Annotated in this window: 24 protein-coding genes; 12 read left to right on the forward strand and 12 right to left on the reverse strand. The window is 68.7% G+C overall.

Annotated features, from left to right (window positions below; all coding sequences use genetic code 11):
• Positions 1-75: 75 nt before the first annotated feature.
• The gene (locus ACGFH6_RS07370) at positions 76-564 is read right to left on the reverse strand and encodes an FBP domain-containing protein (protein ID WP_393381351.1); all 489 of its coding nucleotides are present in this window, start codon (positions 562-564) and stop codon (positions 76-78) included.
• A 91-nt stretch (positions 565-655) separates the two neighbouring features.
• The gene (locus tag ACGFH6_RS07375; RefSeq protein WP_393381352.1) at positions 656-1,048 is read right to left on the reverse strand and encodes an SRPBCC domain-containing protein; all 393 of its coding nucleotides are present in this window, start codon (positions 1,046-1,048) and stop codon (positions 656-658) included.
• Positions 1,049-1,182: 134 nt separating this feature from the next.
• Between ACGFH6_RS07375 and ACGFH6_RS07380 the strand changes: the two genes are divergently transcribed.
• The 3 genes from ACGFH6_RS07380 (at position 1,183) to ACGFH6_RS07390 (ending at position 2,905) form a co-directional block, all read left to right on the forward strand.
• A complete protein-coding gene (locus ACGFH6_RS07380) occupies positions 1,183-1,734 on the forward strand; it encodes a YceI family protein (RefSeq protein WP_393381354.1) in 552 nt (183 codons plus the stop codon).
• A gap of 321 nt (positions 1,735-2,055) precedes the next feature.
• A complete protein-coding gene (locus ACGFH6_RS07385; protein ID WP_393381355.1) occupies positions 2,056-2,559 on the forward strand; it encodes a hypothetical protein in 504 nt (167 codons plus the stop codon).
• A gap of 70 nt (positions 2,560-2,629) precedes the next feature.
• The gene (locus ACGFH6_RS07390) at positions 2,630-2,905 is read left to right on the forward strand and encodes a hypothetical protein (RefSeq protein WP_393381356.1); all 276 of its coding nucleotides are present in this window, start codon (positions 2,630-2,632) and stop codon (positions 2,903-2,905) included.
• Positions 2,906-3,056: 151 nt separating this feature from the next.
• On the opposite strand, the gene ACGFH6_RS07395 is transcribed toward ACGFH6_RS07390, so the two are convergent.
• Positions 3,057-3,611, reverse strand: a complete 555-nt coding sequence (locus ACGFH6_RS07395) for a hypothetical protein (protein WP_393381357.1) — start codon at positions 3,609-3,611, stop codon at positions 3,057-3,059.
• A gap of 249 nt (positions 3,612-3,860) precedes the next feature.
• Between ACGFH6_RS07395 and ACGFH6_RS07400 the strand changes: the two genes are divergently transcribed.
• The 4 genes from ACGFH6_RS07400 to ACGFH6_RS07415 are packed head-to-tail and all read left to right on the forward strand — an operon-like array spanning position 3,861 to position 6,685.
• Complete coding sequence (locus ACGFH6_RS07400; RefSeq protein ID WP_393381358.1) at positions 3,861-4,445, forward strand: hypothetical protein; 585 nt, start codon at positions 3,861-3,863, stop codon at positions 4,443-4,445.
• 12 nt (positions 4,446-4,457) lie between these two features.
• Positions 4,458-5,675 carry a sensor histidine kinase gene (locus tag ACGFH6_RS07405; RefSeq protein ID WP_393381359.1) on the forward strand — a complete coding sequence of 406 codons (1,218 nt, stop codon included), beginning with the start codon at positions 4,458-4,460 and terminating at the stop codon, positions 5,673-5,675.
• Positions 5,647-6,312: a response regulator gene (locus ACGFH6_RS07410; RefSeq protein ID WP_393381360.1), complete on the forward strand. Its 666-nt coding sequence runs from the start codon at positions 5,647-5,649 to the stop codon at positions 6,310-6,312. Before ACGFH6_RS07405 ends, ACGFH6_RS07410 begins: the two co-directional genes overlap by 29 nt.
• Positions 6,313-6,325: 13 nt before the next feature.
• Positions 6,326-6,685 carry an MmcQ/YjbR family DNA-binding protein gene (locus ACGFH6_RS07415; RefSeq protein WP_393381361.1) on the forward strand — a complete coding sequence of 120 codons (360 nt, stop codon included), beginning with the start codon at positions 6,326-6,328 and terminating at the stop codon, positions 6,683-6,685.
• 42 nt (positions 6,686-6,727) lie between these two features.
• Here the strand turns inward: ACGFH6_RS07415 and ACGFH6_RS07420 are convergent, their stop codons facing one another.
• Positions 6,728-7,414 (reverse strand): maleylpyruvate isomerase family mycothiol-dependent enzyme, encoded by a 687-nt coding sequence (locus tag ACGFH6_RS07420; protein WP_393381362.1) that lies wholly within the window; start codon positions 7,412-7,414, stop codon positions 6,728-6,730.
• 73 nt (positions 7,415-7,487) lie between these two features.
• Here ACGFH6_RS07420 and ACGFH6_RS07425 point away from each other — a divergent pair, with 73 nt between their 5' ends.
• On the forward strand, positions 7,488-8,954 hold the full coding sequence (locus tag ACGFH6_RS07425; RefSeq protein WP_393381364.1) for a fused MFS/spermidine synthase: 1,467 nt from the start codon (positions 7,488-7,490) through the stop codon (positions 8,952-8,954).
• A gap of 52 nt (positions 8,955-9,006) precedes the next feature.
• Positions 9,007-10,629 (forward strand): phosphoglucomutase (alpha-D-glucose-1,6-bisphosphate-dependent), encoded by a 1,623-nt coding sequence (gene pgm / locus ACGFH6_RS07430; protein ID WP_393381366.1) that lies wholly within the window; start codon positions 9,007-9,009, stop codon positions 10,627-10,629.
• Here pgm and ACGFH6_RS07435 read toward each other — a convergent pair.
• Entirely contained in the window at positions 10,626-11,009 is a 384-nt protein-coding gene (locus ACGFH6_RS07435; RefSeq protein WP_393381367.1) for a DUF3037 domain-containing protein, read from the reverse strand. The two genes, pgm and ACGFH6_RS07435, sit on opposite strands and share 4 nt — an antisense overlap.
• Positions 11,006-11,743, reverse strand: a complete 738-nt coding sequence (locus ACGFH6_RS07440) for a HipA family kinase (RefSeq protein WP_393381368.1) — start codon at positions 11,741-11,743, stop codon at positions 11,006-11,008. The genes ACGFH6_RS07435 and ACGFH6_RS07440 overlap by 4 nt, the downstream gene beginning before the upstream one ends.
• A gap of 42 nt (positions 11,744-11,785) precedes the next feature.
• Between ACGFH6_RS07440 and ACGFH6_RS07445 the strand changes: the two genes are divergently transcribed.
• Positions 11,786-12,853, forward strand: coding sequence for a glutamate--cysteine ligase (locus tag ACGFH6_RS07445; protein WP_393381369.1), 1,068 nt, complete (start codon positions 11,786-11,788; stop codon positions 12,851-12,853).
• 168 nt (positions 12,854-13,021) lie between these two features.
• A complete protein-coding gene (locus ACGFH6_RS07450; RefSeq protein ID WP_393381370.1) occupies positions 13,022-13,963 on the forward strand; it encodes a matrixin family metalloprotease in 942 nt (313 codons plus the stop codon).
• A gap of 45 nt (positions 13,964-14,008) precedes the next feature.
• On the opposite strand, the gene ACGFH6_RS07455 is transcribed toward ACGFH6_RS07450, so the two are convergent.
• The 5 genes from ACGFH6_RS07455 to ACGFH6_RS07475 form a co-directional block, all read right to left on the reverse strand.
• On the reverse strand, positions 14,009-15,796 hold the full coding sequence (locus ACGFH6_RS07455) for a glycerophosphodiester phosphodiesterase family protein (RefSeq protein ID WP_393381371.1): 1,788 nt from the start codon (positions 15,794-15,796) through the stop codon (positions 14,009-14,011).
• 123 nt (positions 15,797-15,919) lie between these two features.
• Positions 15,920-16,651, reverse strand: coding sequence for a hypothetical protein (locus ACGFH6_RS07460; protein WP_393381373.1), 732 nt, complete (start codon positions 16,649-16,651; stop codon positions 15,920-15,922).
• Between the two features lie 46 nt (positions 16,652-16,697).
• The gene (locus ACGFH6_RS07465) at positions 16,698-19,355 is read right to left on the reverse strand and encodes an ABC transporter permease (protein ID WP_393381374.1); all 2,658 of its coding nucleotides are present in this window, start codon (positions 19,353-19,355) and stop codon (positions 16,698-16,700) included.
• The gene (locus tag ACGFH6_RS07470; protein WP_393381376.1) at positions 19,352-20,113 is read right to left on the reverse strand and encodes an ABC transporter ATP-binding protein; all 762 of its coding nucleotides are present in this window, start codon (positions 20,111-20,113) and stop codon (positions 19,352-19,354) included. Before ACGFH6_RS07470 ends, ACGFH6_RS07465 begins: the two co-directional genes overlap by 4 nt.
• Before the next feature lie 75 nt (positions 20,114-20,188).
• Positions 20,189-21,163: a helix-turn-helix domain-containing protein gene (locus tag ACGFH6_RS07475; protein ID WP_360450739.1), complete on the reverse strand. Its 975-nt coding sequence runs from the start codon at positions 21,161-21,163 to the stop codon at positions 20,189-20,191.
• A gap of 145 nt (positions 21,164-21,308) precedes the next feature.
• Between ACGFH6_RS07475 and ACGFH6_RS07480 the strand changes: the two genes are divergently transcribed.
• On the forward strand, positions 21,309-24,683 hold the full coding sequence (locus ACGFH6_RS07480; RefSeq protein ID WP_393381378.1) for a S8 family serine peptidase: 3,375 nt from the start codon (positions 21,309-21,311) through the stop codon (positions 24,681-24,683).
• A 293-nt stretch (positions 24,684-24,976) separates the two neighbouring features.
• Here ACGFH6_RS07480 and ACGFH6_RS07485 read toward each other — a convergent pair whose 3' ends face one another.
• Positions 24,977-25,582 (reverse strand): hypothetical protein, encoded by a 606-nt coding sequence (locus tag ACGFH6_RS07485; RefSeq protein ID WP_393381380.1) that lies wholly within the window; start codon positions 25,580-25,582, stop codon positions 24,977-24,979.
• Between the last annotated feature and the right edge of the window lie 222 nt (positions 25,583-25,804).

The following is a 25,804-nucleotide window of genomic DNA, read 5'->3' on the forward strand; positions in this document are numbered from 1 at the left end:
CGCGACTCGCTCTCCCTTTCGCCCGCGGGCCGGTTCCTCGACTCAAGCGTAGTGGGCCGGACCCGCTGGGGAAGCTCAGACGAGCACTCGATTTACGAAAGTTTCAAGACGCGTGGTGAGCCGTTCCGCCCGGATCTCCGGTGGCGCGGTTTCACCCTGCGGTACCTCGACTTCGCGCAGCCCGCGGACGTACAGCGAGCAGGCCAGATCCGCGCAGATGTACGTCCCGACCGTGTTGCCCTCCCGGCCCGCCGTGCCCGCCCGCCGCGCGGCGAACAGCGCCACGTCGGTCACGTGGTGCGCGGTGTTGCACAGGTCGCACAGTCCCGTCCCGCGCCGCGGCTTGCCGGTCGCCTGGGTGTTCACCGCGATCCCGGTCACGCCGCCGTCGCGCCGTACGACCAGGTAGCCGCGGTTCGGCGCCTTCGGATCACGCCAGCCGAGGAAGTCCAGCGACTCCCAGGGGAGCTCGGTGAAGCCGGGCGGCGGCGTCATCGCCTTGACCAGGCTCTTGGTTGAGTTGACGAACGAGCGTCTGATCTCCTCGACGCTGAGCGGTTCCACGACAGTCCTCCGATCCTTCGACCAGCCATGAGACCCGCCCGGCCCGTGATCCCGCAACCGATTATCGCCGCATGGTTGCTGGCAGCAACGGTCAGCTGTCGACGTACGCCGCGATCCGGCCGTCGTCGTGGTTGCGCAGATCGACGCCGAAATCGACCGACGCCTTCAGCCGGAGCAGCAGCGAGACGTGGTCGCTGCCGTCCTGGGCGTCGTCGCAGCTGAGCGTCAGGTCCGTGCCGCCGGACTCGTCCGGAACCAGCGTGAACGTCCAGGTGCTGCCGAAGTACCGCAGCCGGTAGAGCCGGTCCTGGACCGCCTCCTCGACCCGGGCGTCATCGATGCGCCCGTCGGGCAGCGCGAACCGGATCACCCCGTCGGCCTCCCCGGCCTCGACCGCCCAGAACCGCGACCGGCCGGCCGGCGTACTCAACGCGCGGAACACGTCGCTCGGACCCGACCTGAAGTGCACCTTCCAGTGCGCCAAGAACCCATCCCTTCCTGACTGACGACCAATTCTCTGCCAGGCCCGGACACGTCCCGTACTGAGGGTGGACATCTGGCCGCATTAGGTGAAAGGTGGACTATGCAAACTTCAATTAGTTCTCTGGAGGAGCCTCGATGGCCAACCAGTACGCCGCACTGACCGGCGACTACACGTTCGACACAGCGCACTCGCGGATCGGGTTCGTCGCCCGGCACGCGATGGTGACGAAAGTACGGGGGTCGTTCAACGAGTTCGAGGGCTCGGCGCACCTCGACGGGGACAACCCGGCGAACTCGTCGGGGCAGGTGACGATCCAGGCCAAGAGCATCGACACGCGCAACAGCCAGCGCGACGAGCACCTGCGCAGCAACGACTTCCTCGACATGGGCACGCACCCGGAGATCACGTTCGTGTCGAGCTCGATCAAGCAGACCGGGGACGAGACGTTCGCGGTCGCCGGCGATCTGTCGATCCGCGGGGTCACCAAGCCGGTCGAGATCGCGTTCGAGTTCACCGGCTCGGCGACCGACCCGATGGGCAACGAGCGGGTCGGCCTGGAGGGGTCCGTCGTGATCAACCGCAAGGACTTCGGCGTCAGCTGGAACGCGGCGCTGGAGGGCGGCGGCGTGCTGGTCAGCGAGAAGGTCACGCTGGAGATCGAGATCTCGGCGATCAAAAACACCTGACCGCGCACGGCACCAGAACAGCAGAGGTCCCGCGACACCCCTCCGCGGGATCTCTGCTGTGTTGAGGTGCGGTCACGATCGGGGTCGGCGTGGTTGGGCCCGGCCGGCCGGCGGGGAGACTGGTGGTGAGTGCCGGCCAGGGCGTGTCTCCCAATCCCACGCCTACCGCGCGGCACTCGGCGGGCACCTCGCTGAGCTGGAGCGAAGGGCGCGATGGAACCACATCGAACCCTCCGCTCCAGCTCACCGAAGCACTCCGCCGAGCACCTGCTCGCTACGGCGTGGGACTGGGAGACACGCCCTGGGTCGAGGGGTCCGCCCATGATCGACACGCGATGGAAGCGCTGGTTGCGGCCGCTGTTCGGGCGGCGGCGGGCCGGTCGCCGTACGCCGGAGTCCTTCCGGCCGCGCGGTACGAGCTCACGGGTGAGCCGGCTGGCAGCGCGGTACGACGCGGAGGTCGACGAGGCGCTGCAACGGTTGTGGCCGAAGGCCCGGATCTATCACGATCGCGAGTTCACCCGGGACCGGGCCGACTTCCTGCTGGTGGTGCGCGGCCGCGGCGTGATGGTGGAGACGAAGGTGAAGAGCGACCCCGGTCTGTTCCGCGGGTCCACGTTGCCGCCGCTGCTGGACCGGCTGCAGCGCGATGGCCGGCGGCTGGTCGTCGTACTGAACCAGGGAGACCCGACACCGGCCCGCGAACTGATCACCGCGAAGCTCGGCGACAAGGGCTGTGTGGTCGTGTGGTCCGGACCCGAGCATGACCCCGACCTCAAGGGCGCCGTGGAGGCCCTACTCCAACAAATGGTCCGCCACCCCTAGCTGAGTCCGGCACCGTCGGGTGGTTGATGTTGTGGGTTTGGCTGGCTTGCCTCGCCAGTAGGGTGCTGTCGTGATCGGACGGACAGGCCGATGGCCCAAGACTGACCACAGCGGCGGCATCGAGGATGCCGCCCTGCTCATCTTGGAGTGGCTTGGCGAGCAGGGCGTGAATGCGATGCTCAGGGTTGATGCCGAGAGGCTGGCGGAGGGGCGTCCTTCCTGGACCTTCGTGGCGAGTGGTGGGCCACTGGAGGTGGGTATGCGTGCCGACGGTGCCAGCGCCGAGTTATGCCTCTCGTTGGCTGTCACCAGACTGCGTGAGCTTGGCGTGGACGTACCGCTCTGAGCGAGGCGCATGTGCGCTCCCGCGCGGTCGGCCGGCAGAGCTGACAACGCGGCAGCGCGGAGAGGGGGGCTCTCCGCGCTGCTGCGCTCCGGTCGCGAGGTGTGCCGGGTGGCAGCGAACGGAGACGGTGCCCGGGAAGCCCGGGGTCGGGTCAGCAGGCGTTGGGAGTGGTGGTGCCGCCGTCCACGACCCAGCGGCCTTCGAGCTGCTGGACCCGCATCTGGTCCAGCCAGCGCGTAGGCGTCGTAGCAGGAATGACGGAGCGGCCCTTCGCATCGACGGTGCGCGCCGCGGTGGTGTCGTAGCAGGCGGAGATGATGACGCCGTTCGCGGCGAGCGTGCGCTTCGCCCACAGGACCTTGGTCGTGCCGGTGTTGTGCAGCTTCTTCGTGCGGAAGTACCTGGCCTGCGCGCTGATCGCCTGGTAGACCTTCGGCGTCATCACCGGCTGGAGCTGGGTGATCGTGCGGCCGCCGCTGCGCATCATCTGGTCCAGCGCCGAGCGGTAGTCGTAGTACGCGTTCACCACCGGGTCGCCCGCTCCCGCGACCTGTCCGGCCAGGCCTTCCTCGGCCAGCCCGTGCTTGGACGCCTTCTTGGCGCCGGGCGACGAGGCGGCGACATCGGCGTTGCTGTCGGTGCCACAGCCGGCGAGCAGCAGAACCGGGATCAGCGTGGCGGTCACCGCCAGGTTCCGAATGCGCATGGTGTCCGAACCTCCAGTCGGGCGCGGCGTGGCCGCTCGCACCATCGGGCGCTCAGGATGTGTACTGAAGTCGTTGACGCCGTCCGGCACTGACCGTGTAACTCCGTCGCACGGATCGTGGTCACTGTGACCTGGGTCACAGAGCACCCCCTACCGCGGTACTGGCTGCGAGTTGGCTCCCTGGCCGGATGTGCCGACCGTCGCCGATTCCTAGCCTCGATCTCAGGACTTGAGACCGAGGGAGCGACGATGACGGACACACAGACCACCGGCGGAATGCCCGCGAACAGACCAATATCCGGGCAGCGGCCACGCCTGATCAGCCGGTTGCTGCTCTCGATCCGGTACGACGCTCTGCTCGTGCCGACCGGCGTGCTGACGATGGCCGACGCGGTGATCGGGGAGCACGGCAAGGCGTACGGCCGATGGTCGAAGCTGGACCCGCTCCAGCAGCAGGAACGGCGGCCGAGGGCTGCGGCGGTCTTCGTGCACGGGTTGATGAGTTCGGTGCTCGGTCTGCTGAGTTGGTTCCTCGGCCTGCTCTGGGTGATGGCGGTCGTCAGAGGCCCGTTCTACGGGTTCGTCGAGGACGGGCCGTTCGGTCCGGGCACCTGGGGTGGCCCGACCAAGGCCGGGGCCTGGGCTGTGCACGCGGCGGTCGCCGTGCCGATCATCCTCGCGCTGCCGTTCGTGCTCCGCGGGATCGCGCTGCTGCACGTCGCGTTGATCCGGCGGCTCTACGGCCTGCGCGCCGGATGGTGGGTGCTTCCGGCAACTATCACCGTGTGCGCCGGCGGCCTGCTGTTCTTCTGGGCCTGGATCGAGCAACTGTGAAAGAGTCCGACCGTGACCGGTGAGCAGCAGGTCCTAGGCCCCTGGCCGCGTGGACGCTGGGCCTGGGTGGCAGGTCTCGGGGTCGCCGCGCTGGTCGTCCTCACGGTGATGGATCTCGGCCAGCACTATGACGTACCGCTCGGGGCTGTGCTGGCACTTGGTCTGGGGCGTGGGCTCGGACTCGCGCTGGCCTGGCCGCGGCCGCGTGCCGCGCTGGTCGTCTCCCTGCTCGTCACGGCGATCACGGCTGCTGTCACCACACCGGTCAGCGCGGACGAGCCATGGCCGTGGGCGGTGACCGCAGTGTTCGGCCTGTCGTTCGTCCTTGGGATCACCGGCGCGCGCGCAATCGGGCGTCGGGAGCTGGTCGGCTGGTGGGCGGCGTGCCAGGTCGTCGGAGTGGTTGCCGCGCTGCTGTCGCCGGACCGCGCTCGCTGGCCCGGGTTGCTGACCGCGGCCGTGCTCACGGCGATCGCCGTCGTGGTTGCCGACCTCCTCCGCTCACGCGCGGAGACCAGCCGCCGTCTGGTCGAGCAGGAAGGCATCAGCAAGGCCGAGCGCGCAGAGCGGGCGCGGCTGCAGGAACGGGCGCGGATAGCGCGCGAGCTGCACGATGTCGTCGCCCACCACCTGTCCGTTGTGGTCGTGCGGGCTGACAGTGCCCCGCACCGGCTGACGGATCTGCGGGACGACGTACAGCAGGAGTTCGCGGCCATCGCCGATGACGCGCGCTCCTCGCTGACCGAGATGCGCCGCGTCCTCCGGCTGCTCCGGGACCAGCCGCTGGAGCAACCACCCATCGGCGAGCTTGGACCGCAGCCCGGACTGGACCAGCTGGACGAGCTCGTCGCCGGCACCCGTCGAGCCGGCGCGGACGTGCAGCTCGAGTCCGCGATCCCTGACGGACTCGATCCGGCCGTCGAGTTGACGGCGTACCGCGTGATCCAGGAGGCACTGAGCAACGCCGTACGCCATGCGCCGGGGGCCGCGATCAGGGTGAAGGTACGTCGGTCAGGCGACGACCTGGCCATCAGAGTGTGGAACAGCCCGGGGACGGCGCAGCCGACACCCGGCAGCGGGCACGGACTGGTGGGTATGCGGGAGCGAGTCGCGCTGGTCGACGGTGTCGTGAGCACCGGTGCGACCCCTGAAGGCGGTTATCTGGTCGAGGTGGCCTTACCGGTCGGGGAGGTGGTGGCGAGTGGCGATCAAGGTGCTGGTCGTCGATGACCAGGAGGTCGTCCGTGCTGGGTTCAGCGCGCTGCTCACCGCTCAGCCGGATCTCGAGGTCGTCGGGCAGGCCGGTGACGGCGCCGAGGCGATCGAACTGACCAAGTCCCTCGAGCCGGACGTGATCCTGATGGACGTCAGGATGCCCGTGCTCGACGGCCTGGCCGCCACCCGCCGGATCCTCGCGGGTGCGACACCGGGCGAGCCGCCGCGCGTCATCATGCTCACGACCTTCGACCTCGACGACTACGTGTACGCCGCGCTCCGAGCCGGTGCGAGCGGCTTTCTCCTCAAGCACTCGTCGCCGGATGAGCTGGCCGCAGCAGTCCGCGTGGTCGCGGCCGGCGACGCGCTGCTGGCTCCGTCCGTCACTCGCCGGCTGGTGGAGGACTTCGCGAAAGTCCAACCGGTGGTGCCGATCACTCCGGTCCACCTCACACCGCGGGAGACCGACGTACTGCGGCTGGTCGCGCGCGGACTGACGAACCGGCAGATCGCGGACAATCTGGTGCTGGCCGAACAGACGGTGAAGTCGCACGTGAGCAACATCCTGACCAAGCTGGACCTGCGGGATCGCGCACAGGTAGTGGTGTACGCCTACGAAGCCGGCGTCGTGGTGCCGGGCCCACGACGGTGAAAGGAGCGTGTGGATGGACGTCCTGGAGCGGGTACGGGCGCTCTGCCTCGCACTACCGGAGGCGACCGAGCGGCTGAGTCACGGCGAACCGACGTGGTTCGTCCGGGACAAGAAGGTGTTCGTCATGTACGCCAACCAGCACCACGACGATCGGGTCGGGTTCTGGTGCGCGGCGCCGCCCGGCGTCCAGCAGTCGCTGGTCGAGGAGGATCCGGAGCACTTCTACCGGCCACCGTACGTCGGCCACCGCGGCTGGCTCGGGGTGTACCTGGACGTCGACACCATCGACTGGGGGCACCTCGAGGACATCGTCGAGGACGCCTACCGCCAGATCGCACCCAAGACCCTGATCGCCCGGCTCGACGAGACCTAGTGCCCTGCGTCGGAGATCCCTTGGCGCTTGCGGCGCAGGGCACTAGTCCGTGAGTGCCACGTCGGTCTGCTGCAGGTGCGGAATCTCCGGGCTCCACAGATCGGCGTGCTCAGGTGACGACCACGTCCACGACCGGACCTGTGCGTCGCTTCGGCGGCCGAAGACCGCCCGGAACAGCTCGTACGACGAGGTCCGCGCCTCAGCGACAGGGTCGCCCGACCCGAGCTGATAGGTCCCATCCGGCGTGACGATCGACAGCGACCCCTGCACGCCCTCCGACGGCGGATCCGACAGCAGCCACTCCAGCGTGCCGATCCACAGCTCCGACGGGGGTCGTCGCCCGGTCCCGAGCGCTCCGTGCAGGTCCGCCTCGTGTGTTCCGGAGTCGACCCACGGGTTGCACACGAGCGGATTCGAGGTCGTCTCGGCGAGGATCACCCGCTCCAGAGCCGGCCCGGTCTCGGCCCACTCGTCGAGGACGGCGTCGATCGGCATCGAACGCCGGGCGTCCACTTGAACCGCGGTCCAGGGCGGCCGAGGCGCACCCTCGACGTTCCCCGCGGCGAAGTCAGCCGCTACTCCGGCGAGGTGCGACACCAGGTTGTGCACGGTCCACTCCGGGCAGGCCGGCACCCAGCGGTCCAGGTCGGCCGCGTCGAGACTGCGGACGGCAGCGGTCACCCGTTCCCGGGTCGCGCGGTACAGCTCTGCGCTGGTCGTCGAGTCCATCACTACCTCCTTTTGCTCATGATGACGAACGAACGCGCTCCGGATCGACAACTTCCCCGGATAGGGTGACGCGATGGTGAAGGGTGGGGTCGGGCCGCGACTGGCCATTGCGTTGGCGTTCGGGAGTTCGGGCGCCGTCATGGTGCTGGAGCTCGTCTCCTTGCGTCTCGTGGCGCCGTACATCGGGCTGACGCTCGAGACGAACACGGCGGTGATCGGCGTCGCGCTCGCCGCGATCGCGACGGGTGCCGCGCTGGGTGGTCGCTTCGCGGACGCGGTCCCGCCGGCCCGGACGCTCGGTCCACTGATGATCTTCGCCGGTGCGCTGGTGATGCTGGTCCTTCCGGTTGTGCGCTGGACCGGTGAGGCGCTGCGCGGCGGCAGCAGCGACCTGGTGTTCCTTGTGCTGGCGATCGCACTGTTCGTGCCCGCGTCGCTGCTGGCGGCGGTGACGCCGATGGTGACCAAGCTGCGGCTGGAGTCGCTGGCCGAGACCGGCACGGTGGTCGGCCGTCTGTCGGCGTACGCGACCGTCGGCGGGATCGCGGGCACCGTGCTGACCGGGTTCGTGTTCGTGGCGAAGACCCCGATCAGCACGATCGTGCTCACCCTCGGCGGTCTGCTGGTCGTCGCCGGAGCCGCCCTGACCGTCGTACTGCGAGGTCGTCAGGCGGCTGTGAAGCCGGTGGCGCTGGCCCTGATCGGTGCCACGCTGACCGTCGTCGCACCCCGGCCGTGTGAGGTGGAGACGGCGTACCACTGTGCTCGCGTGGTGGCGGATCCGAACCGGGAGGGCGGACGGACGCTGTACCTCGACCAGCTGCGGCACTCGTACGTCGACCTGGACGACCCGATGCATCTGGAGTTCGAGTACATCAAGAACTTCGCGGCCGCGATCGATGGCAGCTGGCCGGCCACCAAGTCGCTGGACGTGCTGCACGTCGGCGGTGGCGGGCTCACCATGCCGCGGTACCTGACCGCGACCCGGCCGGGCACCCACAACAAGGTGTACGAGATCGACTCGGCGGTCGTCGAGCTGGACAAGGAAGAGCTCGGCGTGCGGACCGGACCGGATCTCGATGTGGTCGTCCGCGACGGCCGGCTCGGTGTGCGCGACGAGGCGACGGACAGCCGTGACTTGGTGATCATGGACGCGTTCAGCGGTCTGTCGGTGCCCTGGCACCTGACGACGCGTGAGCTGGTCGCCGACGTACGCCGGGTACTGCGCCCGGACGGGGTGTACCTCATCAACGTGATCGACTTCGGCGAGGCCGCGTTCCTGAAGGCGGAGATCGCGACGGTCGCCGCCGAGTTCCCGCAGGTCGCGGTGGTTGCGCGCAAGGACGAGCTCGCCGGGCAGAGCGGGGGCAACTTCGTGCTGGTCGCTTCGGATCGGCCGATCGAGGCGGCGGCGATCGCAGCCAAGGTCGGGCCGGCGATGCAGGTGCAGCAGGAGCTGACCGGGTTCGTCGGCAACGCGCCGGAGCTGACCGACGACTACGCGCCGGTCGATCAGCTGCTCACGCCGTACGTCAGCTGAGACACCGGCCGCCGGAGTTGTGCTCCGGGGCGCGGGCTTGTTGCATGAGGTCATGCACCCACGCGCAGGCCAGCCAGCCCAGCCCGAGGACCTCGTCGATGTCGAGGCGATGCTGACGGCGTACGACGAGATCACGCCGGATGTGGACAACCCCGCCCAGAAGGTCGTCTTCGGGACCTCGGGCCACCGTGGCTCGAGCCTGGACGGTGCCTTCAACGAGGCGCACATCCTGGCCATCACGCAGGCCGTCTGCGAGTACCGGGCCGGTGAGGGGACGGCCGGGCCGCTGCTGGTCGGCCGGGACAGCCACGGCCTGTCGGAGCCGGCGTGGCGCACCGTGCTCGAGGTGCTCGCGGGCAACGGCGTACAGACGCTCGTCGACAGCGCGGACCGGCTCACGCCGACGCCCGCGGTCTCGCACGCGATCCTGCGGCTCAACCGCGGCGCCGGGGCCGGTGCGGACGGCATCGTCATCACGCCGTCGCACAACCCGCCGCGGGACGGCGGGATCAAGTACAACCCGCCGCACGGCGGACCGGCGGACTCCGACGCGACCGGCTGGATCGCCGCCCGCGCGAACGAGTTGATCGCCGGCGGCAACCGCGAGGTACGACGTACGCCGTTCGACCAGGCCAGGTCGCAGGCGGGGGAGTACGACTACGTCGGTCACTACGTCGACGACCTGCCCTCGGTCCTGAACCTGGACGCGATCCGCACGGCCGGCGTGAGGATCGGCGCCGACCCGCTCGGCGGCGCGAGTGTGGACTACTGGGCCGCGATCGCGGAACGGCACCGCCTCGACCTGACCGTGGTGAACCCGCGGATCGACCCGGCCTGGTCGTTCATGACGCTGGACCATGACGGCAAGATCCGGATGGACTGCTCCTCGCCGTACGCGATGGCCTCGCTGGTCGCCCAGCGGGACCGGTACGACGTGTCCACCGGCAACGACGCGGATGCGGACCGGCACGGCGTCGTCACCCCGGACGCCGGCCTGATGAACCCGAACCACTACCTGGCCGTCGCCATCTCCTACCTGTTCGCCAACCGCCAGTGGGGTCCGGACGTCGCGGTCGGGAAGACCTTGGTGTCGTCCTCGCTGATCGACCGGGTGGTCGCCGACCTCGGCCGCCGGCTGTGGGAGGTCCCCGTCGGGTTCAAGTGGTTCGTCCCGGGGCTGATCGACGGCTCGGTCGGCTTCGGTGGCGAGGAGTCGGCGGGCGCGAGCTTCCTGCGCTTCGACGGCACGGTGTGGACTACGGACAAGGACGGCATCCTGCTGGCGTTGCTGGCCAGCGAGATCACCGCGGTCACCGGCGAGACGCCGTCACAGGCCCACGCGAAGCTGGTCGAGCGGTTCGGCGCCTCGGCGTACTCACGGGTGGACGCTCCGGCCACGCGCGAGCAGAAGGCCAAGCTGTCGGCACTGTCCGCGGACGCGGTCACCGCGACCGAGTTGGCGGGTGAGCCGATCCTGGACCGGATGACGAGTGCTCCCGGCAACGGCGCCGCGATCGGTGGGCTGAAGGTCACCACCGAGTCGGCCTGGTTCGCCGCGCGCCCGTCCGGGACCGAGGACCTCTACAAGATCTACGGCGAGTCCTTCAAGGGCGCCGACCACCTCGAGCAGGTCTTCGAGCAGGCCCGGGAGGTCGTCTCCAAAGCCCTCGGCTAGCGCACGAAGGCGTCGAGGAGCCGGTCCAGGTCCGCGGCGGGGTCGCTGGTGATCCCGCTGTGGATCGGCCCGGGATGGACGACGGTACTGCGGGGCGCGGCGAGCCACCGGAAGCGCTCGCCGATCCCGGTCGCCGCGGCCGGCCCGACGGCAGGATCGCCGGAGCAGATCGCGCGGATGTGCTCGAGCGACGCGCACACCACGTCCACGTCGACAGCAGGATCCAGCGCCTTGAGCCGATCCGGATCGACGTCCCACGCGGCGCCCAGGAAGTCCCGCACGCGGCAGTAGAGCACCGCACCGACATTGATGAACTCACCACGCTGGATCCGCGGCGCCGCCCGCAGGATGACGTAGTCGAAAGGCACCAGATCGGTCATTGCGCACCGCCGGGAAGCCAGGCGGACCGCTTGTCCAGCCGGGCGGTCAGGTAGTCGAGGTACCGCTCCCGATCGCCGTCCTCCAGCCACTCGTCCGGCACCAGCCCGATCACCTCGGTCAGCAGCTCCGGCGTGATCGCGGTCGCGAGTTCCGCGTCCACCCCGGGTACGTCGGGTGTCGCGACCGAGAACACGTGGTCGGAGGCGTCGTACGGGAGGGCGGCGAACTTCTCGGCCGGCATCCAGGAGTGGTGGAAGTACAACGCTGCGCCGTGGTCGATCAGCCAGAGGTTCTTGTGCCAGACCAGCAGGTTCGTGTTGCGCCAGGAGCGGTCCACGTTGGCGACGAACGCGTCCAGCCACAGGATCCTGGCCATCGCCCGGTCGCCCGGGTTGCCGGCCGAACCGTCGTACCCGAAGGAGCCGGGCAGGAAGTCGACGGCCAGGTTCAGGCCGGCGCTACGGATCAGCAGTTCCTGGATCTCGAAGTCCGGCTCGGACTTGCCGATCGCCGGGTCGAGCTGGATCAGCTTGAGCTCCGGCACCCGCAGGCCGAGGCGGCGGAACAGCTCGCCGACGATGATCTCGGCGACCAGCGCTTTCGGACCCTGGCCGGCGCCGTGGAACTTGATCACGTACGTACCGAGATCGTTGCCTTCGACAACGCCAGGCAGCGAACCGCCCTCGCGCAGCGGCAACACGTAGCGTGTGGCGGTGATGGTCGGCAGGGTCACGCGGCAGAGCCTAACCGGTTTGCCGTCGGGTACCGGCCGAGGGTGAGGCTACCGTTCTTCGGGGTGGAGGAAGAGTTACTGCTCGTGTCCGCCACCGGTCATCCACTCCCGCGCAGCAAGGCCGTCGTCGCGGGCGTGCAGGATCTCGACGTCGAGCTCGAGCTGACCCGGGCCATGGTCGAGATCAACACGCCGGTCTGCGAGACGTCGACCGAGTTGCGTGGGCACTTGTCCGACATGCGTTCCAAGCTCGCCGACGCGGCCGCAGCTGAGGGCGCCCGGCTGCTGGCGATCGCCGTACCGCCGTATGGGCAGGCGGCCCAGTCGATCACCCGGAAACCGCGGTACGAGGAGCTGGCAGGGAAGTGGGGTCTGCTGGCGCGCGAGCAGGGTGTGTGCGGCTGCCACGTCCATGTCGACGTGTCCTGCAGAGCGACAGCGGTCCGGGTGAGCAACCACCTGCGGCCGTGGCTGCCCGCGCTGCTTGCCCTCACCACGAACTCACCGATCTACCTCGACCAGGACACCGGCTTCGCCAGTTGGCGTTGGCTGATGACGACCCGCTGGCCGTGCGCCGGTCCGCCGCCGTACCTGGAGTCGGTCGAGCACTACGACGCCTTGGTGGCAATGCATCTGGCCGCGGGCACGCTGATCGATGAGCGGATGGTCTATTGGGACATCCGGCCGTCATCGCACCTGCCGACGGTGGAGGTTCGGGTCAGCGACGTACCGCTGACTGTCGACGAGACCGTACTGCTGGCCACCCTCATCCGTGCGCTGGTGATGACTGCCTTGGACGATGGTACGAACGGTCCGTCGCTGGAGCCGGAGGTACTGCGGGCGGCGTACTGGCTGGCCGCACGCGACGGGATGACCGGCAACGGACTGGACGTTCGTACGGCCGAGTCACTGTCGATGGCCGAGGTGGTTGGGCGATTACGGCGGCACGTGGAGCCGGCCTTGCAGGAACTCGACGCGCTCGACCTGGTGACCGACGGCATCCAACGGATCCTGACCGACGGCAACGGCGCGGTGAAGCAACGCAAGGCGTTCCGCACCGGTGGAGACGTCACCGACGTCACCGAGATCACGCCGGCAGCGAAGCATTGACATCACGCTTTCACAATCCCTGCAGTATGTCGTTATGCCGAGAGCAGATTCGGCTCCGAATAGGCGCTGATCCGGCGGAAATTCCGTTGTTGCCGACCTGTTGCCGAAGTACGGTCCCGTTGGTCATTTCCGCTGAAGGGGCTGTCAATGATGAGTTTTCGAGGAGCCGTGAGGGCACTTCTTCCGGCTGTTCTGGTGTCCGCCGCGGTGTTGCCGATCGGCACCACCGCGCAGGCATCGACGTGTTCTGTCCCGAGTCTCGGGACGCTGACGCGCGCGGATCTTCCGGCCGGGACCTCCGTCGTCGACTGTCAGGCCACGGGGCGTGTCCTGCGGCTTGGCAACGCAGGCGTGGAGATCCCCGCTCCCGGGCACGGAGTAGGTGTCGCTGCCGTTTCCACGTCGGGAGCGGAGCAGGTCTTCCAGGTCTCCGTCGCCGCCGACGGCCGGATTTCGTACCCACAATCCACGGAGCACAACGCTGGCGGCGCCGGCGTCATGGCGTCTCCGTCAGCGTGCAGTGACGGAGCCTATTCCCTCACCGGCACGGAATGGTTCGGCACGAAATACAAGTGGTACATCGGTGACGGTGGAATGCCGGGCGCGCTGTCCCAGTCGAAGGCGCAGGCGGCCTTCGCCGATGTCATCAACAACATCACCGGCAGCTACAACGACTGCGGTCTGACCGACCAGGTGAGCGCCCTCAGTCAGTACATGGGAACGACCACCTACGAGTCCGACATCTCGTCCACCACCACCTGTACGACGCCGGACGGCGAGAGCACCTGGGATGCGGGCAATCTGTCGACGGGCGTCCTGGCGGCCACCTGCTGGTGGTACCAGCCTTCCGGCCAGGCCACCAACCTCACCGTGGAAGCCGACGTGCGCTACAACACGACCGACTACAACTTCACGGACAGCCCGAGCACCTGCACGTCGCAGTACGACGTCCGGGAGGTCGGGACACACGAGGCCGGTCACGTCTTCGGCCTGGGACATGTCGGTTCCGGCCACACGAACCTGACCATGTACACGGCGTCGAGTGCCTGTGACACCAAGGAAAGAACCCTCGGCAAGGGGGACGTGCTGGGCCTGCGAGCCCTGTACTGACGGGAGACTCCCGGTAGAGCACCGCTCTACCGGGAGTTCTCCGGGCTAGTGCCGCAGGAAGTCCTCCAGCCCGTGGAGGTCGTCGGTGTTGATGTGGTCGACACCAGCGGCCTTGAGCTCGGTCCACACAGCTTCGCGGGCCGCGCCCGGCAGGTCCGGCGTCTCCCAGAAGCGCACGCGGTAGCCGGCGTGGTGAGCGGTCACCACGATGTCGTGCAGCTTGACCTGCTCGTCGGTCGGCATCGGACCGACGCCCTTCCATGTGAACACGTTCGACCAGTTGTCGCTCACCAGCGGCATCAGCGAAGCGGGCATCCCCGACTGCAGGTCGCCGAGGCGGCCGTCGTACCCGGCGTACCGGACCTTCTGCGCCTTCAGTACGTCGAGCGGCCGGTTGCCGCTGATCACCGAGGTCACCGCGCCCTCCAGCACGCGCCCGTTGATGAAGACCGTGCTGATCCCGCGGTACTTCTGCAGCGCCTCGTCCACCGCGGCGTACGTCGACGGGCCGTCGCTCTTGATGTCGATGAGCAACTGGAAGTCGCGTCCGTGCTTGTACACCTGCCCGTGGTTCTCCCGCACCCGCTCGGCCAACGGCTTCAGGTACAGGCTCTCCAGCGTGCGACCCGGTACGGCGTCGTCCAGGTCATGCGCGACCCGCAGTTCGCCGTCCACCAGCCACACGTCCGCCTCGACACTGTTGAACCCGCGATCCAACGCGTCCTGCAGCGGACGCCGGTGGTCGTAGTCGTTGTGCGCATGCGCCGACGGCAGTGCCCGGACGGCCGGAGCGTCGTACGCCCTGGGGAGCCTGAAGCCGTTCTCCTGTACGACGGAACGCAGCCGGTCGGGGTAGTCGGTGATGATCCCGTCGACACCGTCGTCGATCAGCGCCTGCATGGTCGGCGCGTCGTCGACGGTCCACGGGATCACCTTCATCCCGGCCTGGTGCGCCGACTTCACCATGTCCGCGGTGACGTACGGCCGGTAGTCCGGATCGGTGACCTTGCCGTCCTGCGGGAAGCCGTGCACCGGTGAGATCGCCGACGCGCCGAACGACTTCGTCGCCTTGACCAGGTCACCACCGAAGTCGTCGATGTCCAGGCCGCCCAGCCACGGCGACTTGCCCGGCTGGCCGACCTGGAGGAAGTCGAAGTTGGTCAGCGCGACCAGCGGCAGCTCCGGAGCGACCTGGCGCATCCGCATCAGCGAACCCCAGTCGAAGCTCTGGATCGTCACCTGCCGGCCGATCTTCGCCGTGCGGACCTCGCGCGCGACGACCTGGACGAACTGCTCGCGCGGCGCGGTCTCGGACGGTGCACCCGCCTCGACCTTGGTCTCGATGTTCAGTTTCACGTCGTTCGCGTGGTAGCGGTGTACGAGCGCGAAGATGTCGCGCAGCTCGGGCATCCGGGCGCCCGGATCGGGCTGCTGACCGGGGAAGCCGGCCTGCGGCAGCGAACCGCAGTCGAGCTGCTTGACCTGCTTCAGCGTCAGCGTGTTGATGAACTTGCCGACGTACGGGTACTCCGGGTCGTTCGGCGTGTACGGCGCGGTGTCGCGGCACTTGGACCCGGTGACCTTGCGGTCGTGGGTGACCACGGCGTACCCGTCCTGGGTGATCTGGACGTCGAGCTCGAGCGTGCTGACGCCGAGCTCGAGGCCGTGCGAGAAGGACGCGATCGTGCTCTCCACGGTCAGTCCGAGACCGCCGCGGTGGGCCTGGACGTCGAAGTCGCCACGGTGCGCGGAGGCCGGTACGGCGACCAGTCCCTGGGCGACGAGACCGGCAGCGAGGGCAAGCGGAAGCAGCGCGCGGGGGAGGCGGCGCATGAGGGGAACCTTTCCGGAGGGGTGGGCGGACGTCCCCGAGGCTGGCTGCCGCAGGGGTACCTGTCCCTTCGTGAAGGTAGCCGAGAAACGGCTGACGGGTGACCGCCGCGTGTCGCCGTCCGATTACGGAGCGGAGACGACGTCCCGCACCGACTGGGATTCAGCCGTCACCGAGCCGTCCTTGAACGCGCCGTCCACCTTCCCCTCGGTACGGCGCGTGAGCGTGAGCCGGACCCGGCACTGCGAGGTGTTCCTGCCCGGGGTCGGTGTGGTCGTCACGGGCTTGATCGAGCCCCGCGCGATGATCGCGGACGTCCGCCCGGGCTCGAGTTCGAGGCTCCCCGTCTGCACGCACTCACCCGCCCAGCCGAGGTTCGTCGGCAACTGCGACGGCTCGCTGGTGAACCGCACGGTGAGGTCCTTGCGTCGCGAGAACGTCGTACCGGCGGCCGGTGCGACCATCCGGACCCGCTCGGGCAGTACGACGGTCGATCGGGGAGCGGACTCGTTGTCGCCGCCGCGCTCGAGGCTGAAGGTGATCTCGGTCCCGGCCGCGGTCACGCCGTCCAGGCGGTTGGTGTAGTTGGTGACGCCGGCGGACCGATGGTGTTTCAGCTCGGCCGACTTGCCGCCACCGCTGGCGGTGATCCCTTCGCCGTCGCCGAGTTCGACGAACGTCAGCGTGCCGACGCCGAGCGAGGCACTCACGTCGGCCTCGTCGGTGTTCTCCGGCAGCGTGACGACCATCCCTGCGGTCATCCCGCTCGTGCGGATGTCCTTCGACTCCACGGTCGAGCAGCCGGTCAGGACGAGAACGACGGCGAGAACGGTTGCTGGGGCGGCGATTCGCTTCACAGTCCGGGAAGCTAACACCGCCAGGGATCAGCCCTCGTGAGTACAACTACTCATACTGGAGCGCTTCGAGCGGATTCAGCTTGGCCGCGCGCCGGGCCGGCCAGATCGCGGCGAAGATGCCGACCACGACCGAGACGATCGCGAAGATCACCAGTTGACCGGCCGGAATCGTGAAGGTGATCTCGTCCAGCCGGGAGGCCAGCAGCGACGCGAGGACGAGGCCCAGCACGATCCCGATGACCGCGCCGATCAGGGCGGTGATGACGCTCTCCTGCCGGATCATCCGCTTCACCTGCAAGCGCGTCAGCCCGATCGCGCGCAACATGCCGAGCTCCCGGGTTCGCTCGAAGACGGTCAGCACCAAGGTGTTGACGATGCCGAACAGACTCACCAGGACCGAGAGCGCGAGCAGGACGTAGAGCACGTTCAGGATGCTCTTCACGCTGTCGGTCTGCGCCTTCTTGAACGCCTCCCGCGTCATCGCCTTGGCGTTCGGGAACGTGCTCAGCGCGCTGTCCAGAGCGGCCGTGTTCTCCGCGGTGACACCGCCGCGCATGTTGACGAACGTGTAGATGTTGAGCGGCTGCGAAGTGGTCGAGTCGAAGGTGTCGGTCGAGATCGTCACGTTGCCGAACGGCGATCCGCCGGCCGGCGGGCGGAAGACGCCACGGACCTGGAGTTGCAGGACCTTCCCGGTCGCCGTCTCCATCGCGAACCGTGAGCCCTGCGAGAGCGCGTGGCTGTCGGCGTACTCGGCATCGACGATCGCGCCGTCGGCACCGAGTTCACCCAGCGACGCCTGCGAGCCGGACCGCCAGTCGAAGGTGAGCAGGCTGGGCGCCTCGGCATCGACGGCGGTGATCGTGATCGTCTTGTCGAACGCTTTCGCCTGGCCGCCGCGCACGCTGGTCTGGGTCTCGACGGCCGGTACTTCGGCCACAGCGGCCGCGACCGTCGGCGGCAACGGGCTGAAGTTGTTCTGCGCGGTGATGGCGTAGTCGGCGCTGAAGATCCCGTCCACGGCCTGCTCGAACGGCTTGATGATGCCCGCGCCCAGGGTGGCAACCAGCGTGACCAGCGCGAGTCCGATCATCAGCGCGGCGGCGGTCGACGCCGTCCGATGCGGATCGCGCCGGCTGTTCTGACCGCCGATCGCGACCGCGGGTCCGTCAGGGAGTACTCGCGGGAACTCGGCGGGCCGCCCTCGGAGCCGTCGTACCACCCAGAGCGGGAACAGGAAGAACGGCCAGGCGATCGCGGTCAGTACGACGACCGACCAGCGGGCGACGGGATCGGACACAGCGGCGAGCGGCCGGACGAGACGGGCGGAGAACAGGGCGATGCCGATGAACAGCAGCAGTACGCCGGCACCGAGCAACGACAGCAGCGTGCTGGTCGACAATCCGTCGACGAACAATCCGATCAGCACGAGCGCGATCCCAACGACGGCGAGCAGCGCCGCTCCCAGCGGGCGGTAGCGATGCAACCGGCCTGGTGCGAGCGTTGCGCCCTCCCGGACCGCGGCGATCGGTGGCACCCGGGTCGCCCGCCACGCGGGCCGAAGACTCGCCAGTACGGTGACCAGTACGCCGACCACCAGCGCGACGATGATCGTCCGGGTCTGGAAGACCAGTCCGTTGTTCGGCAGGGTGAAACCGACCGCGTCGAACAGCTTGAACAACCCGGTCGCGATCGCGAGCCCGAGGAACAGCCCGACCACCGCCGAGACGAGCCCGGTCACCAGCGCTTCCAGGACGACGGTGCCGAGGATCTGGCGGCGTGAGGCGCCGAGAGTGCGCAGGGTGGCGAACTCGCGGGTCCGCTGGGCGATCGTGATGGACAGCGAGTTGGCGATCACGAACGAGCCGACGAACAACGCGATCCCGCCGAACACCAGCAGGAACGTCTGCAGGAAGCTCAGGAAGCCACTGGTTCCGGCCGCGTCCTCGGCCGCCTGGTCCTCGGCGGACCGGACCTGCGTCGCCTCGGGCAGGATGGGCCGCACGGCATCCAGCAGTTGCTGCTCGCTGGTTCCGTCCTTCTTCGCGATCAGGATCTGGTCCAGCTTGCCGGCCTTGTCGAGCAACCTCTGCGCGGTGCCGAGTTCGAACCCGGCCAGCGTCGCACCGCCGATCGACGACACCGCGCCGAACTCGACCAGCCCGGAGATCCGCATCTGCTCGGCCGGGCCACGCGCCTGGACGCCGATGGAGTCGCCGGCCGCGAATCCCTTCTCCTGCGCGCTGTGGGTGTCGATCACGACCTCGCCCGGCGCGGGCCACGCACCGGAGACGAGGGTGAGCGAGTTGAACTGCGGCAGCGCGGGATCCACGCTGAAGGCGAGGTTCGGGGCGCCGCCGAAGACGATCGCCTTGTCGTCCTTGCCGATCAGTTGCGCCTCGCCGGCCACTGCGCCACCGGCCGCACCGACCTCGGGCAGTTCCCGGACCTGCGTGAGCAGACCGGCGTCGAACGGCGGCGCGGTGACGGTCCCGTCCTCGGCCGCCTCGAACGCCGTCTTCCCGGTGATCGCCGCGTCGGTGTTCTTGTAGTTCTCGGTGAAGATCGAGTCGAACGCGGACGTGATCGAATCGGTCAGCACGTACGTGCCCGAGATCAGCGCGACGCCGAGGACGACTCCGATCGCGGTCAGCGCCGAGCGAAGCTTGCGGGCCAGCAACCCCTGGACCGCGAACCGGATCACTGCAGGTCCAGCGTGTCGATGATCTGCAGGATCTCGTGCTGGCTGGACCGACCGGTCTCCTTCACGATCTCGCCGTCGGCCAGGTACAGCACCCGGTCGGCCATCGCGGCCGCGCGGGCGTCGTGCGTGACCATGACCGTGGTCTGGCCGTACTCGTCGACCGATCCGCGCATCAGCGCGAGGATCTCGCCGCTGGTCCGCGAGTCCAGGTTGCCGGTCGGCTCATCGGCGAACACCACCGTCGGCCGAGACACCAGGGCCCGCGCGATCGCGACCCGCTGCTGCTGGCCGCCGGACAGTTCGGCCGGCCGGTGCTCGAGGCGGTCGGCGAGTCCGACCCGCTCGACCAGGTCCTCGAAGAACTGCGGATCCGGCTTCGTGCCGGCGATCGTCAGTGGCAGCACGATGTTGTCGCGGGCACTGAGCATCGGCAGCAGGTTGAAGAACTGGAAGATGAAACCGATGTGCTGACGCCGCAACTTGGTCAGCGCGTCGTCACCGAGGGTCGTGATCTCGATCCCGTCGATCTGTACCGAGCCTGACGTCGGCCGGTCCAGCCCCGCCAGGATGTGCATCAGCGTGGACTTGCCCGAGCCGGACGGTCCCATCACCGCGGTGAGCTGTCCGGGATCGATCTGTACGCCGACGCCGCGCAAGGCCCGGACCTCGGTGTCGCCTTCGCCGTACACGCGGACGACGTCCTCCGCGTACACCACGCCGGTACCCGTGCGTGCTGCTGTCCCCTCCGTGCCGATCATCGCCCCTCCCGACGGATCAGCGGCCCCCAGCCGATCGGATCGGTCCCCGCTGCCGAGTGTGCCTCTTTCGGACGGTCAGATCCAGCCCCGCCGGGCGGCGTGGAAGCCGAGCTGGAGGCGGGTGTCGGCGGACACCAGGTCCATCAGGGCGCGGACCCGGCGCTGGACCGTGCGCATGGACAGGTTGAGTTGGTTGGCCACCGCCTGGTCGGTCAGGCCGGCCAGGAGCAGGCCGAGGATCTTGGCGTCGAGCTCGGGGAGACCGTCCGACGAGCCCTCGACCATGCCGTTCGTGCCCAGCACCAGAGGGAGCCCGTCGCGCCAGACCCGGTCGAAGAGGGCGAGCAATGCGTCGAGCATGCCGCTGCTGTGCACGATCAGCGCACCGATGGCGCCGCCCGGTCCGGACAGCAAGGGGACGAGCGCGATGCGACGATCCACGATCAGCAACCGAAGCGGCAGCTCCTGGACGACGCGAACCTCCTCACCGGCGTTCAGCGAGTCGGACGCGGCCGCGAAGAACCCCGGCCGGTCGAACGCGCTCCGCTCGATCATCACGCGGTAGCGGACCCCACGGGTGACGGCGGCGTCCTCCTCCTTGTTGTCCTCGGGCGGAACCACGGCGATGTCCGCCTTCACGAACCCGAGGACTTCTTCCCGCGCGGACATCTGCAGCTGGGCGAACCGCTGGCCGACCGCGTTGGCGCCACGGACGACGTCCACGACGTCGCTGATCGACCGCTCGGTGTCCGTCCCCCGATAGACCTCGGCCAGCGACTCGATCTCGCGTTGCGCTCGCCGCAACTCCTCCTCGCGCTGGACCGCGAGCGCAGCGAGTGCGACCGAGGGCGGTGAGGCGACGTACCGATCCGTGCCGCTGCTCGACCGCGCGGCCAGGCCGAGCGTCTCCAACGAGGACAGCGCCCGCGCCGCCTCGACCGGGTGGCAGGTGAGCCGGCTCGCCAGCTCGACAGCGTCGTACGACGGGACCTCGACGAGGGCCCGATAGGCGAGTTCTTCGGAGTCATCCAGTCCGAGCACGTCGAGCACGATGCCTCCCAGCAGACGGCGATGTGGCGGCTGGACCCTGGCGGGTACCTGAATTGTCGCAATCTTGCCAGCACAGCTACCTCCTTCGCTGGCGGTTTTGCGATGGACTGACCGGCGACAATCCGTCCCGAAGGGTGTCCTCCCCATGTTTTTCCGCTTCCTGGCGCGCAAAACCCCGGCCGGTCGCTTGCTGACCGGTGCAGCGGCCATCGCGTTGCTCGCGGCCGGCGCCGTACCCGCCGCTACCGCCACTCCGCCCACTCCGTCCACTCCGAGTGCCCGGCCGACCCTGCCAGTGCAGGTCGACGCCGCGAAGGTCGTCACCCTGATCACGGGGGACAAGGTGCAGTTGTCCCCGGCCGGCTCCGGACGCAGCAACGTCCGGTTCGTCCCCGCCGACGCCTCCGACGCCGGCTACGAGACGCGCACGGTCGGCAAGGACCTGTACGTCGTACCCGACAGCGCCGCTCGGCTGGTGAACAGCGGCAAGGTCGACCAGGCGCTGTTCAACGTGAGCGGCCTGATCCGGCAGGGGTACGACGACGCGTCCACCAACCAGATCCCGGTCATCGCGACGTACAAGCCGACGGCGCGAGCCGCTCAGCAGGCGGTCCCGGCCGGGTCCACCCGCACGCGCACCCTGTCGTCGGTCGGTGCCGCCGCGCTGCGGACCGACAAGACACAGGCTCACGACACGTGGCGGTCTCTCTCGACCGGCCGGGACGTCCAGAAGCTCTGGCTCGACGCGAAGGTCAGCAAGACCCTTGACCAGAGCGTCCCGTACGTCGGCGCCCCGCAGGCGTGGGCGGCCGGGTACGACGGAACCGGTACCACGGTGGCCGTGCTCGACTCCGGAGTCGACGCGGAGCACCCGGACCTGATCGGCGCGGTCAAGGCGCAGCAGAACTTCACCGACAGCCCGGACGTCGCCGACCACGACGGTCACGGCACCCACACCTCGTCGACCGTGGCCGGTCGCGGCGTGGCATCCAGCGGCAAGAACAAAGGCGTTGCCCCGGGCACGCAACTCCTCGCGGGCAAGGTCCTGAACGACTTCGGCAGCGGCGAGTTGTCCTGGATCATCGCCGGGATGGAGTGGGCCGTTGCCGAGGGCGCCGATGTGATCAGCATGAGCATCGGTACGTCCGAGCCGGTCGACTGCACCGATCCGATGGCGGCCGCGGTCGACCGGATCAGCGCGGAGTCCGGCGTACTGTTCGTCATTGCTGCCGGCAACCTCGGCGGTCCGTCCGAAGCCATCAGCAGCCCGGGATGCGCCGCGTCGGCGATGACGGTCGCGGCGACCGACCTGACCCAGACCACGGCCGACTTCTCCAGCCGCGGACCGGTGCTGGGCAACCACGCGGTCAAGCCCGACATCGCGGGACCCGGCGTGGACATCACCGCCGCCCGGGCCGGTGGGCGCGGCGACCAGGCGTACGTCGACATGAGCGGTACCTCGATGGCGACGCCGCACGTGGCCGGTGCCGCGGCGATCCTGAAGCAGCAGCACCCGGACTGGAACGGTCAGCAACTGAAGGCCGCCCTGCAGAACTCGGTGCGCTCGGAGAGCAAGGTCGGGATCTATGAGCAGGGCGCGGGTGAGCTCGACGTCGCCCGGGCGGTCACGTCGACTGTGACCGGGCCGAGCACGGTCGACCTCGGGACCTTCGCCTGGCCGCACACCGCAGCTCAGAAGATCACCAAGCAGTTCACTTACCGCAACAGTGGTACGTCGCCGGTGACCCTGACGTTCGCGACCGATGCGCGCGGCAACAACGGGAAGCCGTTGCCGGATACCCTGATCCACTTCGATGCCACGTCGCTGACCGTGCCCGCCGGCGGGACCGCCGACCTCCCGGTCACCGTCGACCCGGCGGCCGCGTTGGACTACGGGCTGTACGGCGCGATCAGCGTCCGAGTGGTTGCTACCGGCAACGACGGCCGGACGGTGGTGACGCCGTTCGGGTTCTACCTCGAGCCGCAGTACGTCGACGTCACCTTCAAGCTGATCGACCGCGACGGGAAGCCGGCCTCGTCGATCAGCTCGCTGGACGTCTTCGACCTGGACAGCATCGCGGCCCAGCGGGTCGGGTTCGACGGCGCGGACCGCACGCTCCACCTGCGGGCCGGCACGTACTCACTGGCGGCAACGATCGCCCACGACGGCGCGGACGGACTCGTCGACTCCTACGCGTTCCTCGGCGACCCCGAGATCACGCTGACCACGAACACCACGATCACCTACGACGTACGGACCGCGGCCGAGGCCAAGGTGACGACGCAACGTCCGAGCGAGCGCCGCGGCGGCAGCCTGACGTACGGGCGGGTGATCGACAACTGGATCCTCGCGTCGAGCCGCAGCTTCGGCCCGCAGGTCTCGGCGATCTACCTCGGTACGACGCCGAAGGCGAGCCGGGGCACCTTCGAGGTGATCGAGGGGTGGCAGTACGGATCACCGGCCGGCGCCAAGTCGCCGTACCTCTACAGCCTGGCGTTCACGCACGAGCAGCAGGTCAAGGGGAAGCCGGATCATCGGGTCCGTGACCGCGATCTGGCCACGATCGACGCGACGTACTACACGCCGGGGAAGCCGTACAGCTACTCCGAGTACACCGACGTGTGGCGCCCGTGGAGCATCAACCTGATCCCGACCGGGACCCGGGGGACAGTGGCGGCACCGACTCAGGTGCAGCATCTGGTCACCGCCGACCCGGAGACCAAGGTGACGCAGATGGTCGGGCACGCGGATGCGATGGCATGGCCGTTCGCGACGCTGATGACGTCGACGGCAACGGCGTACAAGCCTGGGAGCAGGCACAGCGAGAGCTGGTACAAGGCCGGGCTGCGACCGAGCATGGTGACCGACCAGACGACCGGGCAGAAGTACGCGCCGGCGGCCCGCGACGGGAACACGATCTGGAGCAACTTCCCGAGCTGGGCGGACACGCAGCCGGGTCACTTCTCGCACCAGGGTTTCCTGGATCTGGGCGGGACCGAACTGCTGGCGGACGGAGTGTCGCTGGGGGAGTACGGGTTCTACGGCCAGGGCGTCTGGGACGTGCCGGCCGCGGCGACGAACCTCGAGCTCGTGTACGACCTGAACCGGTGGCAGCGGGGCGACTACAAGTGGGAGTCGCCGTCGACCGTCGAGACCCGGTGGAAGTGGAAGAGCTCGTCGGCTGACGCCGGCAAGCCGTTGCCGCTGCTGTTCCCGGACTACGACATGGCCGTCGACCTGAACGACCGGGCTCCGAAGCTGCCGATCTTCCCGATCACGATCACGGCCGAGTCCGGGCACTGGTACAAGGCTGGCCGGTTCACCTCGGCCCGAGTGTCGGCGTCGTACGACGACGGTGCGACGTGGGTCCAGGTCCCGGTGCTGAACCTCGGGAGCAAGGCGGTGGCCCTGGTCAACAACCTGAAGGCGACCGACTTCGTCACGCTCAAGGTCGAGCTGACCGACTCCAACGGCAAGTCGGTCACGCAGACCCTGAACCATTTCTACGGAATCCACTAGAAACCGCGGAACGCCCCCGGGTCGTTGCCTTGATCGGGGGCGTTTCACCGTACGGACGCCGGTGGCATCGGTGCGGAAGTTTGTGGCATCGGACCGGGAAGCGCCTCACGGCGCGTGGCCGCTCGCAGCGGCTTATTTTGGGACCCGGGGCTTGCACCGGCCCGACACCTCGAACAGTGTAACGGGTGCCAAAACCCCTTGTCCTGTTGACATCTCGGGCTTCAAGACGCCATACCACCCGAACCCCGACTGTGCAACTAGGCCTCGCCCTGGCGCGTTGCGTGGGCGTGCGGTTACCAGAGTTGGCCGGCGCGTTCGGCGCGGGCCGCGGTCTGCAGTTGGTCCGCGGTCTCGACGAGCTTCGAGGCCGACAGCACCCGGTCGTGCCCGTCGTCGGCAAGATGCGCCCGCCCGGTCGCGACGATCCGTGCGAACGCCGCCGCCCGGTCCAGCGTGGTCGCGAAGTCACCGGTCGCCACACCCCGCAGTACGGCGTCCACCATCTCCCGCACCTCGGTCGGCCCAGGGGGCTCGGCGACACCCGCGACCACCGCGTGCACCTCGGCATACTTCCGCCCGGCGGCGAACTCGCGGGACACCTCCTCGGAGTTGGTGTGCACCCACGACCGCAGCACGTACAACCGCCACAGCGCCCCCGGCAACGAGTCCGACGGCGCCTCGGACCACAGCTCCGCGAGCTCGTCCAGCCCGTAGTCGTCCGCCAGCTTCACCACCCGCGCATGCACCTCGGCATCCCCGGAGTCCCGCACCCCCCGCACCAGCAACTCAGCCGTCCGATGCGCCACCTCGGTCACCGTCGCCGGATCAGCAGCCCCCGGCAACGACTCGAACAACTTGTTCCCCGGCATGATCGGCCGGCGCGGATTAGGACCACTCACACGCCCCATCGTGCCCGACCCACCCCACCCCCCGCACACCCACCCGGCCCGCCGCACCGATCGGCTTCTGCAACTACCTGCAATGACAGCCTCTGACGCCCGGACTCGGCACACTACCCAGTGATCGCTACACCACGTTCCTGATGGTCGGGGCCAATTGGCGGGTCGTACGGAAATTTTAGGTACTCCGGTCTAGCGCTGAACGGGTCTGTGGGTTAAGGC

Source organism: Kribbella sp. NPDC049227 (assembly GCF_043197265.1).
Classification (GTDB): Bacteria; Actinomycetota; Actinomycetes; order Propionibacteriales; family Kribbellaceae; genus Kribbella.

Coding starts and splice junctions, on each gene's coding strand:
- ACGFH6_RS07380 (WP_393381354.1), top strand. CDS start 1,183: ATGGCCAACCAGTACGCCGCACTGACCGGCGACTACACGTTCGACACA.
- ACGFH6_RS07385 (WP_393381355.1), top strand. CDS start 2,056: ATGATCGACACGCGATGGAAGCGCTGGTTGCGGCCGCTGTTCGGGCGG.
- ACGFH6_RS07395 (WP_393381357.1), bottom strand. CDS start 3,611: ATGCGCATTCGGAACCTGGCGGTGACCGCCACGCTGATCCCGGTTCTG.
- ACGFH6_RS07400 (WP_393381358.1), top strand. CDS start 3,861: ATGACGGACACACAGACCACCGGCGGAATGCCCGCGAACAGACCAATA.
- ACGFH6_RS07415 (WP_393381361.1), top strand. CDS start 6,326: ATGGACGTCCTGGAGCGGGTACGGGCGCTCTGCCTCGCACTACCGGAG.
- ACGFH6_RS07420 (WP_393381362.1), bottom strand. CDS start 7,414: ATGGACTCGACGACCAGCGCAGAGCTGTACCGCGCGACCCGGGAACGG.
- ACGFH6_RS07425 (WP_393381364.1), top strand. CDS start 7,488: ATGGTGAAGGGTGGGGTCGGGCCGCGACTGGCCATTGCGTTGGCGTTC.
- pgm (WP_393381366.1), top strand. CDS start 9,007: ATGCACCCACGCGCAGGCCAGCCAGCCCAGCCCGAGGACCTCGTCGAT.
- ACGFH6_RS07435 (WP_393381367.1), bottom strand. CDS start 11,009: ATGACCGATCTGGTGCCTTTCGACTACGTCATCCTGCGGGCGGCGCCG.
- ACGFH6_RS07455 (WP_393381371.1), bottom strand. CDS start 15,796: ATGCGCCGCCTCCCCCGCGCGCTGCTTCCGCTTGCCCTCGCTGCCGGT.
- ACGFH6_RS07470 (WP_393381376.1), bottom strand. CDS start 20,113: ATGATCGGCACGGAGGGGACAGCAGCACGCACGGGTACCGGCGTGGTG.
- ACGFH6_RS07480 (WP_393381378.1), top strand. CDS start 21,309: ATGTTTTTCCGCTTCCTGGCGCGCAAAACCCCGGCCGGTCGCTTGCTG.